Source organism: Paenibacillus sp. FSL H7-0942, assembly GCF_045040715.1.
In the GTDB taxonomy this organism is placed as follows: domain Bacteria; phylum Bacillota; class Bacilli; order Paenibacillales; family Paenibacillaceae; genus Paenibacillus; species Paenibacillus amylolyticus.
Map to the genome: position 1 here is coordinate 6,292,194 of NZ_CP150279.1, position 14,666 is coordinate 6,306,859.

7 protein-coding genes are annotated in these 14,666 nt (G+C 42.5%); all 7 read right to left on the bottom strand.

What is annotated here, in order from left to right; all coding sequences use genetic code 11:
* Positions 1-183: 183 nt before the first annotated feature.
* A complete protein-coding gene (locus tag MHI48_RS27655) occupies positions 184-1,410 on the bottom strand; it encodes a stalk domain-containing protein (RefSeq protein ID WP_076319206.1) in 1,227 nt (408 codons plus the stop codon).
* Positions 1,411-1,526: 116 nt separating this feature from the next.
* Entirely contained in the window at positions 1,527-5,309 is a 3,783-nt protein-coding gene (locus tag MHI48_RS27660; protein ID WP_076319207.1) for an S-layer homology domain-containing protein, read from the bottom strand.
* A gap of 209 nt (positions 5,310-5,518) precedes the next feature.
* Positions 5,519-6,721 (bottom strand): methionine adenosyltransferase, encoded by a 1,203-nt coding sequence (metK, locus tag MHI48_RS27665; RefSeq protein WP_036612510.1) that lies wholly within the window; start codon positions 6,719-6,721, stop codon positions 5,519-5,521.
* A gap of 255 nt (positions 6,722-6,976) precedes the next feature.
* Positions 6,977-7,249 carry an alpha/beta-type small acid-soluble spore protein gene (locus MHI48_RS27670; protein WP_017691962.1) on the bottom strand — a complete coding sequence of 91 codons (273 nt, stop codon included), beginning with the start codon at positions 7,247-7,249 and terminating at the stop codon, positions 6,977-6,979.
* A 148-nt stretch (positions 7,250-7,397) separates the two neighbouring features.
* Entirely contained in the window at positions 7,398-7,991 is a 594-nt protein-coding gene (locus tag MHI48_RS27675; protein WP_339195803.1) for a hypothetical protein, read from the bottom strand.
* A 135-nt stretch (positions 7,992-8,126) separates the two neighbouring features.
* A complete protein-coding gene (locus MHI48_RS27680; protein WP_339195806.1) occupies positions 8,127-10,775 on the bottom strand; it encodes a hypothetical protein in 2,649 nt (882 codons plus the stop codon).
* Positions 10,776-10,911: 136 nt separating this feature from the next.
* On the bottom strand, positions 10,912-14,451 hold the full coding sequence (locus tag MHI48_RS27685; protein WP_339195808.1) for an S-layer homology domain-containing protein: 3,540 nt from the start codon (positions 14,449-14,451) through the stop codon (positions 10,912-10,914).
* Positions 14,452-14,666 lie beyond the last annotated feature (215 nt).

Below are 14,666 nucleotides of genomic sequence, written 5' to 3' on the forward strand. Positions count from 1 at the left end.
CACTGCCAAGTAGGCAGCCGATAGCGAGATCTCTAGTATACTCTTCTATTAATAGACTGCTTTTTGTGGAAAAAGTTACGCCCCCAGCTAACTTTGAGGGGATTCTTGGCAAAAAGAAACCCATGTATGCAATTAGCTACTCATACATGGGAATTTATCTGTATACTGATATTCGTTATATTTTCAATTTAACTCTGGGAAATGAATTTCGGGTAACATTCGATTGGGGTCCTCTTCGTTCTCACTAATGTCATGATCATAACTATAATTCCAGTGCCCATTGGCGTAATCGAGGTAGATCAGCGCTTCATATATAGAATGGTTCTGCTCTATGTTCTCTGAGATGTAGCTCCATTCCAAGGTTGCATGAACAACAGCTTGGTTCTCCCCAAGAAACACGACTCGTTCATTAGACATATGATACGTAGTGTCTCCATACTCAAAGGAAGCTCTTGTAATGTGCTCCCATGTTCTCCATTCATCAACTGCATTTGCGTTCATTCGTTCAATATCAAATGGCGAAGTATATTTATACGTTAAATCAAAGTCTTTCTGATTAAACGCTCTATAATATTGCCTGAGGTCAGATAGGACATTTTGTTGCTTCTCATTAAAATTCTCTTTTATCGTATGTACAGATTTATCGATATCTTCTGGAAGCGTAGTATTGCTGGAAAGATATCGATCCTGAAGTATTTTCCACTGATTGTTCTCCTTTATAATTCGAAACACGACTTCATGTTGGTCGTTTATTACCTGACTATTATGAATATAAGTAACGTACAATAATGCCTGATTCGCAGATTCGTATGTAATGCTTGTTATATCAACATTGTAGATTCGATCAGGGATTTCGCTCACTTGGGGTGCAATCTTACTATCCGTCAGATAGGATCTCTGCATATGATCTGAAGCAAGGAGCTTTACAGTGAAAGCTCTATCATATGTTGTTATCAAATCAAGTATCTCTTTCTCTTGACCATACCCATACTGCACCATCCACGCCGTATTCGACTTTTTATCATACTTAACCGCATGCTTGGTTAACCAGGCGGCATAACGGATAGGTAAAAAGAATTTTCCATCAATCTGAATACCTGGCCTTTGTAATTCGTAGTAATCTCCCGATCCACTAATGTAACCATCGTCCGGTAGAAAGATAAATTTTGATTTCCCGATCTTAACTGAAATCTCTCGATCTACCACTGAGTAATCCGCTTGGTACCCCATTAGTTGAATAAACTCTCGAAACGGAACATACACCGTTCCTGATTTTGTCATCAGTTTAATATTTGTTGGCTTTTCATTTACGTACAGTTGTATGGATTCTTTATTATCTTGAGCATACGCCAGTGATGGTATAGATATTAACCCCAGAACGAGGACAAAAACTAGCATTTTTTTAAGCAAATTTACACCCTCTATCCATGAAATTTATGACTTTATAATATAAAGAAGCGAAACCAACCAGTTGAACTTATTCCCCTGATCGATTTCGCTTCACTAAGATAAAGAGCTAATTACTATTACAGATATCCTAACTTATCCAGGACACGTTTCAACATGACTGCTGCCTGTGCACGAGTTGCATTTCCCTGAGGTTCAAATGTTCTGGCTGTCATGCCTTGAATGATTCCCTCTTGCACCGCTTTGGCAACAGAATCCTTGGACTGAATTTTGTTGCTGTCCTTGAACTTGGATAGAGTGGCAGTAGCCGAAGATTGAAGAGAGACTGTTTTCCCACCGTAGTTCATCGCACGTACCATCATAAGCGCCATCTGCTCACGCGTAATGGGGCGATCCGGCTTAAACGTGCCATCGGTATTCCCCGTAATGATCCCCGCTTCAGCGGCAGCCCCGATATAGGCACTTGTCATACTTCCACTGCGAACGTCCCTGAAACGACTCGCTGCAGTTGGTTCTCCATTTAAACCCAGACCTCTGGCGACCAATTCAGCGAATTCTGCACGTGATATATTCTCATTTGGTCGATAGTAAGAACCATTTGGTGCATTAATAATCCATTTGGCAGAGAGTTCCTTAATAACTGCACTAGCCCAGTGTGATGTGGTGTCCGGATAATTAACAATATGGTTGACCGGAACTACCGATTGATTCCCATTCAGTTGTCCTTGGACAACTACACTTCCTGGTGTATTTTTAAACGAGCTAGGTACGTTTGATAACATGAAGGTAACTGGATCAATATAAGTGAATCCAGATGTTACTGTAGAAGTACCTACTGGTAATTGCATGGATAACTGACTTTTCACTTTCTGCTCCACACGTTGATCGGTCGTACCATTACTTGCAAACAGGTACACATCCGTATAATTCGCAAGTTTCTGCGCTCCTGCACCTGCAATCAAGCCTTCCATCGTCCCCGATGAAGACACTGGTACCGTCTCTAACTGAACGTATAAGGATGGAACTGCTGCTCCTGTCGTTGTACTTGTGTTTGACGTTCCTACACTCCGACTCATAGCCGCCATATCTAAATTAGACAGTGGCATCGTCCAGAGAAGATCGCCATATTTCACACCAATAGTACCTGTTCGATAACTTGCAGCAATCTGAGTCAGTGCATTGAATGGGAATCCAACATACGCAGCCGATTCACTGTCCGGAATCTCGAATACCACCGGCTGAGTCAATTTCCCGTTTGCTCCAGCGTATTCAAAGGACTGAATCAACTTGGTTGCATCCACGTTGAATTGACGAGTCGGGCGATTATAGTGGGACATCGCAGATACAGCAGAAGCCGTAGTGTTATTCATCACAAGTAAAGACTGACCATAGCTCGTTGCATCCAATTCCGACAACCAGGAAGGACGGTTTCCCGACTGATTATTGTTCGAACTATTATTCGTCTGTTGTAACGTAAGTGGACCAAATGCTGTTATCGTGACATTCGACGCATCCCGTAACGGCACTGCCCCAGGTACATAACTCACCGTTCCCGTCTGAGTAGCTGTCGATGTTACTGCTGAAGTATCCACTTTCAACGTCACCACAGAGCCAGAAGCTGAAGCAGACAATACAGTTGTGGTTGAATTACCAATCACTACACTGAACTGAGATGCTGTTAGTGCAGCCTGGGACTGGATTGAATCACGGAAATTAATCTGAACCGTGTCTCCCTGAAGCGTAGCCGACAGGATTTTGCCATTTCCATATGTGTACGTTACTGGAGTCAGATTGAGATATCCTGCTGGGTTATTGTTCAGATCCGTTAATCGCAATGCTCCAGGTACATATGATAACGATATATTTTGTGTATCCTTCACCGCTGAAGCCAGCGTTAACGTAACCAGATCATTTTCGATCTCAGAATCATTAACGAAGACTGGCTTACCATCGACCAGAACAGAATATTGGCTGTTGAGCGGTTTATTCGTCGTGTTCAGTGGTTCATTGTAACGCATCCATAACTTGTTACCACTCACCTCAGCACTCTTAAACTCAGGTGGTTTGGTATCAATTGAATTGCGGACATAGAAGCCGCTGAATCCAGCAAGAGCCTGTCCACGTGTATCTTTTACAGGCCATGAACCTGGCGTGTATGCGACCCGCACGACTTCACCATCCGTAATGGATCGACTAAGATTCAACGTCACCACAGAGCTGCCATTGATCGATATGCTATTGATGCCTACAGCATATTGATCCGCAGTTACACTGAATTGTCTTGCTGCATCACTTGAAGTGATATATACCGTCTCAGGATAGTACAACGTCATTGTACTGTAATACACGTTACCTTCTCGCGGCTTGGACATAACAGAATCTAAACCGTTCTCCACATCTCTTGCGCCAAAAGCAGCCGCAGCATTGGAAGATTGATCTGTAAGACGATTACCTGTAGTACCGGGTGTATATGAAATCCGCACAACTTGTCCTACCGCTACACCCGTATCCAAGACAACATATACACTGTCACCTGAGATATAAGTGGAGCTGACATTCCTCTTTTCACCATTTACAGTTACAGCATAAGTACTACTCAGCGAATTAGTGCTGTACAGCCACTCATCATACGTCAGGCGAATGGTGTTATTGCTATGCATCTTAGCATTTTTCAACACAGGTGCAGTTGTATCTGCACTTAATGTTTTAAAGGCCCATGATGTAGACCCATTAAGACCTGTAAATGTATTTCCTGCTTTATCACGAAACGTATTGGCTGGAATGTCTACCACGTAATTTGTGTTGCTATCCAATGCGTTCGTAGGTGTAATAAGCAATTGTCTATTGTTTGCACTATTAATGACTGTCTTAGATGAAACAGTTGCTCCATTTGTTTTTTTGAGCGTTACATTCTGAATGTAATTCGGATCAAGTTCTTTGTTGAACGTAACTGTTAAATTTCCCGTTAAAGGTGCATTGGTTGTACCGTTTGCGGGAGATACAGTAGATACCATTAGGGACGTCGGATCGGATATGACATTGAATCCCCAAACATTCCCACTAATTGCACTGATATCATTCTCATTTCTATCCCTCAAAAAACCTTCTGGCATTACGATGTAATATGTAGTGTTGTTGTTCCAGTTATTCGTGGGAACGATCGTAATCGTATTGGTTCCAAAACCTGTAATTCGAGGTGTTCCTGCATTTACTGGAATCTGCTCAAATACAGTACCACCAACTCTTCCCTGATAAATAATGAGATTCCCTCTACCTGCAGTTACCGGCTTATCAAATGTCATCACTACCGTAGTTGAAGGGGATACCATTGCTGCGTTATCAGGAATTCTACTCACAAGGGAAGTTGAGCCTAGCCCCAGTGTGCTGAAGGTCCACTCTTTGTTAGTCAGTCCCGGAAATGGAGTATTGTCCGCGTAAACAAATGATTTATTATCTATCTCTACGTAGTATGTTGCTCCCGGTAGAGTCTTGCCCAGTGTAATCGTCACTCGTAGGCCAATAGCTGGTACTGGCGTATTGTCTCCCGCATCCGGTGTCGTTGGGTCTGTAATCGGTGGTGTGGGATCAATTACAACTTGGTCACTGGATACCAGCACCGAACCCATCGTTGTATTATCATCCAAACGCTTAATCAAGATTGAACTTTGTGTACCCGGTGCCTTCTGAACAGATTTATCAAAATCAATAACGAATGGTACTGAACTATCCACATTCGTTCCTTTCACGGCAGGAACAGTGTTCGTTATTCCATTTGCACTTAATTCATTGGCCGCATATGCTCCCTGCTCGACTCCACTCCAACCCGTAAGCCAACCTTGAGCCGTCAGCATAACAATTAAGATTCCGAGCATGCCTTTTCTTGCAATTCTCTTCAATTCCACTGATCTTCCCCCTTATCTGCATTTCTTCTCCTGTCTGATGTACAGACCTCATTATGTATTTCGGTTAGAGAAGGGATTTCATTTAGTTATTTGGGGATTTATTCCATAATTTTTCCTTTGTCCATGACAAGGCAGTTAAATCGATGGAAGCACAAAAAAGCCCTTAATTCCTTAACGGAATCAAGGGCTTCATTACTATTACACCTAAATTACAGACCTGCTTGAGTTTTCAAAAGGTCTACTTTATCCACTTGTTCCCAAGGTACATCCAGATCTGTACGGCCGAAGTGACCATAAGCAGCCGTTTGTTTGTAGATTGGGCGACGCAGATCCAGCATACGAATAATGCCAGCCGGACGAAGATCAAAGTTGTTACGCACAAGCTCAACCAATTTCTCTTCGCTGACTTTGCCAGTTCCGTATGTATCCACGTTGATCGATACCGGGTTGGCTACACCAATCGCGTAAGCGAGCTGGATTTCAACTTTGTCTGCAAGACCTGCAGCTACAAGGTTTTTCGCTACGTAACGTGCCGCATATGCTGCGGAGCGGTCCACTTTTGTCGGATCTTTACCAGAGAACGCACCACCGCCATGACGTGCATAACCGCCGTAAGTATCTACGATGATTTTACGTCCAGTAAGGCCTGCATCTCCCTGAGGTCCGCCAATAACGAAGCGTCCTGTTGGGTTGATGAAATATTTAGTCTGCTCATCCAGCAATCCAGCTGGAACGACAGGCAAGATTACATGTTCTTTGATGTCTTTTTGGATCTGCTCCAGCGTAGTCTCCTCAGCGTGCTGAGTAGACACAACGATTGTATCCACACGTACCGGTTTGTCACCGTCGTATTCAATCGTTACTTGCGTTTTACCATCCGGACGAAGATATTCCAATGTACCGTTCTTACGCACTTCCGCCAGACGGCGTGCGATACGGTGGGACAGAGCGATTGGCAAAGGCATGAGTTCTGGTGTTTCGTTCGTTGCAAAACCGAACATCAGACCTTGGTCACCTGCACCAATGTTCTCTGTTTCACGAGCGACTTGTTCCGGGTCACGGTTCTCAAGCGCTGCGTTCACGCCTTGGGCAATATCAGCGGACTGCTCATTCAGAGAAGTCAGAACTGCACAAGTGTTATAATCAAAACCGAACTTGGCACGTGTGTAGCCAATATCCTTAATTGTATTACGAACGATGGACGGAATGTCCACGTATTCAGAAGCTGAACTGATTTCACCGATGACCAGCACTAAGCCTGTGGCTACGGAAACTTCGCAAGCTACGCGAGCATTGGGATCGTTCGCCAGGAACGCGTCCAATACGGCGTCTGAGATCTGATCGCAGATTTTATCCGGATGTCCTTCAGTTACAGACTCCGATGTAAATAGATGCCGGCCTTTAACAGACATGAAGTTTCAACCTCCCATAACTAGTAGTATGGCGATTGCCCGAACAAAACATGACAGCGATTCGTTCACTGTACCCTCGAAGCTTTCCAAAATGGAATAAGGACGCAGAGTCCGCAGTACCGAAGATAAGGATTTTTCAGGTAATTGCCTCAAACGAAAATCAACCTTTCCCTAGTGGAAAAGGTTGCATACCTCAAGTGCCATCTTAACGTATTTGTCAAGACGTGTCAAACGAAATGGGGTAAGGAAAATGCCCTATAAGTGCTGTTCTGCCTGGCGAATTAGCCTTTTGGTGATCTCTCCACCAACCGATCCATTCTCGCGGGAAGTCAGATGTCCCCACCCTTTGTATTGCCCATAGGAGTGATCACTCACTTCACCCAGTTCAGATCCAAATTCTGTATCCGCACCAGCTAAACCTCTGCCACCATAACCTACATTGAGACCAAACTCTGCAGCAATCTCATACTTCATCTGATCCAGCATTTGACGACTTTCGGGTACCACTTTGCGATTGCTTCTAGCCATGATTCCTGCACCTCCATTAATTGATTGTCAACAGTTATAGAGTGAGCAGGAACAAGGCTGGCTAGCCGTATTAATGTTTGTTAGAAATGGGTAATCTGAGCAAATGAAAAGTAAGACTAATGAATAATTCCTTTTACAGCTACAAAAACTATTTCAGAGTATATCCACCACGAACCATTACAGTTAAGCTGTATTTGTTTCCTTCCAATACCGTGATCCCCCGTCCATCCCTTGGAAAAGAGAGCAGGTGATTGGTGGGCGCTGCCTGTCCATTCGTCAGGTCAATCCCGTCCGTCAGATCAGCTACGCCATTCGTACCTTCACTGACGATCACAGCTTTGCCGCTACGTACAATGAACTCCGCACCAGACTTACCGATCAGCTGTTGACCCGGCTTCACCGTTACGATCTCAACGGCATCAGAAGCGCCTGAGACCAGTGGAGGAAGTGATGTGTCTCCACCTGTGCTACCGGAGTTCCCGGACCCTGTAGGGCCAGAGTTGTTACCATTTCCTGCATTGCTGTCTGTTCCTGTATTGGTACTACCGTTTCCAGTCGGAATCTTACCGCCCAAAGCCTGTTGGATCTGCTGATCTACATAACTCTTTGTTACAACCGGATCATCTGCTGTTCCTGGCTGGCTTGTACCTGCACCGATGGCTGTATTACTGTATACCGACCCAACCCAGACGCCAACACCAATGGCGAGCGCAGCGAGGGATACTTTCATATAAGGTTTCATGTGAATCATTTTCCTCCTCTGGTAATCTATTAACTTTAACTATAGAGAATAAATAGACATGCGACAAGCAAAACCTCACTTCCGTAGATGTGGAAGCGAGGTCTTAACTTTAAAATATCTTAGTTTTCGTACAAATTACCGATTATTATTGGGATTATTAGAACCCTCTTCCGGGAACTCCGGGATGATCGGTTCTTCTTTAGGCAGTTTGGATACATCGTAACTATAGCCTTGTTCTGCAAGACGAATTCGTTGACCTTCGAAAACATCATACAAGGCAACACGATATGAGCCACCACGTATTTTATCAAATACCGTATCATCAATACTCCAGTTAAGCGTCTGATTAATACCTGTCTTCAGATCAGTTCCTGGTGTGAGCTCTTTATCAAACACTTTTCCTGACCCATCAGTTATAGATAGAATCAGCTTGTGTCCATACTCTCCACTATCCACAGCTTCCTCCTGTGTTAAGGAGTAGATCATCTCGATCTGTACTGCCGTTCCACCTGTAAGGTAAGCTTTAATATTGCTGCCCGAGAATTTGAACGGATACAAGTCGATATCATTCAGAGAAGATAGAACAGATAATGATTTCGGCTGTACTTCAAATGACATGGCATTAACATAAGCCGTTGCATCACCTTCACCGGTTACAAACTTGTTATCAGCAACTCCTTCACCTACAATCAGACGCATATCAGATAATGTTTTTACACTCTTCGGCACTTTGGCCCAGAACGTAACGATACTCTTCTGACCTGGTCCCGGTACACGGTTTGCCTGCTTAGCTGTTGCTTTGTAATATTGACCATCTGCTGTTTTGTAGTATCCTACCAACTTCGCAAGGCCACTCTGACGCAGAGACTTATTCGTCATCTCGAATTCGGTGTATACAATATCGGACGAAGATCCCGGATATACATATGTTCTGCGTATGCCCAGCTCTGTTTCTTTATCTGCAGTTCCTTGAGTATAGGTTTTCCCTTCGCCTACATAAGAGAGGGGCTGAATTAAACCGGACGTACTAAGAGTAATCCAATCGTTCTTTTCTTCTTCACTTACTTTCTCCTGCAAAGTTAATTCCAGACGGCTCATATTGAGTTCAGATGGAATCTTCGTCAAGAGATAAGCTTCGGTGACCATACCAGAACCTAGTAACTTGCCACCTTCTGCACGAATCAGCTTCGTATCTCCATCAATACGTGCAGAATCGATTGTGAACATCGCTTCCAGCTCAGGCAATTGAACCGTTTTGGTCGATGCATTACGGATGGTGACCTTGGCAGCAATAATATCACTGTCTGTCCATGGGAGCCGTTGCAAGGAGCCTACAGATACACCGAATGTACCTTTACTATTTTTAATTACCGTTTCTGTCGTAAGTCCATCTCCACTTGTTACGGATTCAGGAATAGCATAGATGCCAACCGGATAGGAGAACTCAAAGCCACTTGTACCTCCACCAGACGTTTCCCCTTCTTTGCTCTCATCTTTGGTTGTAGGTGTCATCGCATATAATTTGATTTTGCTGGTATCCCCATTCCCTTGGATCGTAGAGTTCAGTTTGATCGTTTTAGTCGCACCTGGCTTCAACTTCAGATCATCTAATGCCTTCGTCTCGATCGGATAAGAAGTACCATCTTCTGTACGGATCTCTAATGCGTATTTGGGAACCTTAACTTCTTTTTTCCCTTGGTTCTTAATGACCCACTGCATCGTTAGATCAAACTCTTCATCCTCACCACGGACACGAGCAGATTCCAGAAGAGTCGATACAGGTTGTCCATCAATCGAGATAATGTTCGGTTGATTCGCTACTACGTTTACATTCGTTTGGCTAGCTTCAGGAAGCTGTAGTGCTGCAACTGGCAGAGCAGTCTTCTCTTCACCTTGTTCTTCCACTAGCAATAATTCTGACTTTTCCAGTTTCAACGCTGTAGGCAATGAAGCCATTAAATTTAACATTTTGTTGGCCTGTGCCTGAATACTGACACCTGCACTATCTTTATCCGGGGTCAATGGATAATTCGTACCACCTGGTGTACGTAGAATCCACTTGATGTTTGGATTATCCAATAGCTTATAGCTGATATTATTCAGGTTCACGCCAACTTTGACGTATTGTTTTTTATTCTCCCCTGGATACACTTTAATACCAGAGACTTTAACCTTGACGGCTGAATCACTCAGACGAACCGTCTTCGTTTTGCCTACAGGTGTAGTAATGCTATATGATGCGGGAACATTGAATTTCCCCAGCGTGCTTTCATAATTCGGTTTACTGAAATCCCATTTTACAATCAGGAAGTTCAGATCACTTAATTTCACTTCACGTCCAACCTTCATAACGTATGTGAGATCCACCGTGGAACCCGGTGATACCGTCTTCTTCTCTTGATCCTTAGCGATCAGCTTTGGAGAGAAGCTTGTTCCACCTTTTGTTTTCACTTTGCTCCAATAATCGAGCATCATCATCGGTGTACTGTCATTATTTTTATACGTCAGTGTATACGTCACTGTATTCCCGTCGTCTTGGGACAAGATATTAACGTCGGTTAGCTTCACGGTACTCCGCGCAGTTACTTTGACCGCAGGTACCTTAGCCAGGGTATGTACGACTTTGTTCGTGGTTGTTGTCTGTTGCTTCTTTGTTGTAGTGCTGTTATTGGTAGCAGGTTTACCTGAGTTAGCTGGTGTACTTGCGGCAGCTACTAAGCCTCCACTTGAACTGATGAATAACATACTAGTTATCAAAGTCGTTATGACCTTTTTATGATCCACTTCCAAACCTCCCATAAGTTGCTTGTTGCTTTATAGTATAAACGTTTGGGATGGAGAGAAAGTTACGATGTTGTTGGTATTTATAACAAAAAACAAGCCAGAGATTCGTCTCTGGCTTGTTTTTAAAAATTTAATCTTAGTTTGCTGCAACGATGGAACTCACAGTAATTGGCAAGTTGTTAGCATCAGTACCAGTAACAACTGCTGTTTTACCAGCTACAGAATCAGTATCAATATCAACAAGAATTGTTGATTTGCTAGTACCAGCGAAGTTAGCTGTGTAAGGCGCTCCACCAATTTTTACTTCTGTAATAGAAGTGATAGCTTTGTTCAATGTGATTGTAACTTCACCTTCAGTTGCATTGGCACCATTAGCAAGTGCAAAGTCTGCTGTAGGTACAGTTTCATTTACTTTTGTAGCCGCAGCGTAAGGGATAGAAGCATCAGTAGCTTTTGCATTAACAGCAGCGATAATATCATCTACTGTTACAGCAGCAGCAGCGTCAAAAGTAATCTTGTTAGCTGTTACTACAATTGGAGAACCTACTAAACCAGTATTATCAATTTCAACAGCAATTGCGTTACCTGCTGCCCCAGCTGTTTTAGCTTCCAATTTCAGACCACCTACAGTATTAGATGCTTTGATAGCAGCTACAGGAGCAGTTGTTACAGCTGCTGTACCAGTTACAGTATCAGATGCAACAGAGTTACCTGATGTTCTGTACTCAGCAGATTTACCTGCTACTTTAGAAGTATCAGCTGCATTACGGATGAATGTTGCATTATCTTTCACGCTAACGATATAAACAACATCATCATCATTATCATCGAGGAATGTAACAACAACAGTATTATCTTCAACTACTGTAGTGTAATCCTGTTTTGGTTTAAGCTCATCACCAGAATTAGGTTTATCAGCTCTCTTAACGAGCAAGTTAGTTGCAACGTCTGCTTCGTTAGTATCATCCAAAGTAGTTGTGAATGGAATTACAACTTTTCTGTTAACTTGATTCAGAACTTTATTGCTAGGCAATAGGCTCTCATCAACTGCCGGGCTAACATTTCCAACAGCAGTTACAGGTGTTGCAGCAATTCTCTTACCAGCAAATGTTTGAATTCCGTTGCCAGCAAGGATATTCACTGCACTTCCAGCAGCAATATCAGAATTAGTTTTCAATGTAACCTTGTTACCATCAATGGATACTGAAGATACTGAAGTTCCTGCAACACTGAAGTCACTAGCAGATGCATTAGCAATTGTTTTGTTGAATACAACTTCAATTGTTCTAGCATCTTTACGTGTTCCAGAGTTAACACTCAGGTTATTTAGATCAGCAGTAGCGATAGAGTTAGTTGTAACCCATCCTGTTGCTTGACCAGTTTTAGATTTCAAACCTGCGATACTTACAGAATCAACAGAAGTTGGGAAGGATACGTTTGTACCTTCAATTGTTTCTGGGAATACCAGAACTACAGTTTTACCATTGTTGGATACATTAACACCAACATCAGAAGGAAGGGAAATATTTTGTACTACTCCAGCAGCTGTTTTCTTGAAGCCAATGTAGTAGTTTGCTTTGTTATTCAATGTTGCAAGATCGATTTCTCTATCAAATGTAAGTGCAACAGTTCTGTTTGCGTTATTTACATCAATTCCATAAGTAGTATTCAACGCAGGTGCAGCACTATCACTTGCTACGAAAGTACCTTCGTAGTTAACCATAGTATTTTTCAAAGCAGTTCTATCTTGAACTCCAGAAACTTTAAGTGTGTAAGTTCCGCTGAGGTTAGAATAGAATTCCAAATTAAATACTTTGTTATCAGATCCAGGAGCTACTGTAACGTTTTTAACTGGAATTACATCGCTACCTTTATTAACTGTGAAGTGTTTGATATCAGCAGCATCAACTGATTTGTCAAAACGTACAGTCAATTGGTTAGCAACTTCTGTTCCGTAAGAAACATCAATTAATTTAGGTTGAACCAAGTCTACACTTGCAGTAACTTTATGCTCTTTTGTAGAGTTAACGTTACCTGAGTAGTCTTTAACATCAACATAAAGTGTAGTTTCATATCCTGGCAGACGGTTTTCAGTGAAGTCCACTTCGTATACGTTACCAGAGATTTGTGTTGCCTTACCAGTTTTCTTAGTAGTACCAGACAACCAGTAGAAGCTTTCACTTGTCAAAGCTTGTGGATCGATTTCTTCGTCAAATGTTACAGTTACTTTTTCCAAAGTTGCAGTGATTTCAGTCACTTTAGGACCTTCAGTATCAACTGCTGCTGTAAAATCAGTAGTTGCAGACAAAGATTTCAGACCAGCGTAATCTTCAACCAAAGAAGTTGTCAGCTTGTGAGCTCCTTCAGCGATTGTGCCTGTGTAGTCACGAAGAATTACTTCTCTTTCGTTAGCACCCAGAGTTACAGATCCAACATAAGCTTTGTCATCCAATTGGAAGTTGCTGCTTGTTGGAGTTTTGATTGGCTCAGAGAAAGTTACTTTGATAACTTTAGTTCCCAGAGCTTTAACTTCTGTTACTGTAGGCAAAGTGTTGTCAGCAGATGTGAAGGAAACTTCACCTTGTGGCACTACTGTACCTGTAGAAGATTTCACGTTTTTCACAAGTACTTTATAAGTAGTACCTTGGGAGAAACGACCTTTGGAAGTTGTATCCAAAAGTACACGAACTGTTTTACCATCTTCCAACAGAGTTACTGATTTAACCGCTCTGGAACCAGCATCTACAGTGTAGTTAGCTTTGTCAGTTGCAGTAGCTTTATCTACTTTACCGTCGAAAGCAACGTCAACTTCTTTCAGGTTAGTGGAAGAAGCGGATTGTACTTTAGTTGCAGCTTCTACAACATAAGTAACTTTTTCAGTGAAAGATTTTTCTTTGTAAGTAAATTTCACTTCAGTTTCTTTGTTAGCTTCAAGAGCTTTATCCAAAGTAACTTTTACAGTTTCGCCGTCGCTGATTTTGAATTCAACAACTTTTCCACCTTCAGTTACTGTGTAAGAAGATACTTTCAAGCTTTGCGCTTGGTCAATTGAGTAAGCAGCGCCTACAAGCAATTCACGGGAAGCGTTAGCTGTGAAGTTAGTGTTTGCATCAACCAAACCAGCGTTGATTGCTGCTTGCACATAACCTTTAGCCCAAGCTGGAGCAGTGTTGTTTGTTTCAGCTGGGATTTCAAGATCCAATGCACGAGTCAGGATTGTAGCCATCTCGGACACAGTCACTTTACCGTTGAAGTCGAAGATTTTCTTCTCAACGTTTTTACCTTCCATGATACCAGCAGCAGTTACTGCTTCGATGTAAGGTACAGCCCAGTTTTTAGCTGTGTAGTTTTTGTCAGTGTAAGAAAGAGTTCCAGTGATCTCTTTCAGACCCAGCAATTTAGTGATAACTTTTGCAAACTCAGCGCGAGTCATGTCTTTGTCAAGACCTGCTGTACCATCCGGATAACCGTTGAAGATACCTTTTGCTTTCAATGCATCAAACTGTTGTTGCGGGGAAACTGCTGTGTCACCGAATGCTACAGATGCAAACATTGAGAATGCCATTGCTGTAGACAATGCTACGGATAAAATTTTCTTCATAACCTTTTTTTCTCCTCCTTGGGCGTTCATAACATTTGAATTTTCTTTTTTAATAGGGTCGCTCGTATTCCTCATATATTGTTGCACCCCCTTTCCAGAGTTGTGAGCAAGTTAATATAAATGATGTCTGTGAGCATATCACAGAAACTTGTAAACTAGTTTGTAAATCAGAATCACACGTAAATAGAGTAGTTTCCTAATCCTACCTTACGTATTATACAATGGGTCTCTCGTGCCGTAAAGCAATTTTTTCTAAAAAATAGACAAGATTCTTCACGAGGTCATTCTTG

Coding starts and splice junctions, on each gene's coding strand:
- metK (WP_036612510.1), bottom strand. CDS start 6,721: ATGTCTGTTAAAGGCCGGCATCTATTTACATCGGAGTCTGTAACTGAA.
- MHI48_RS27670 (WP_017691962.1), bottom strand. CDS start 7,249: ATGGCTAGAAGCAATCGCAAAGTGGTACCCGAAAGTCGTCAAATGCTG.
- MHI48_RS27685 (WP_339195808.1), bottom strand. CDS start 14,451: ATGAGGAATACGAGCGACCCTATTAAAAAAGAAAATTCAAATGTTATG.
- MHI48_RS27675 (WP_339195803.1), bottom strand. CDS start 7,991: ATGAAACCTTATATGAAAGTATCCCTCGCTGCGCTCGCCATTGGTGTT.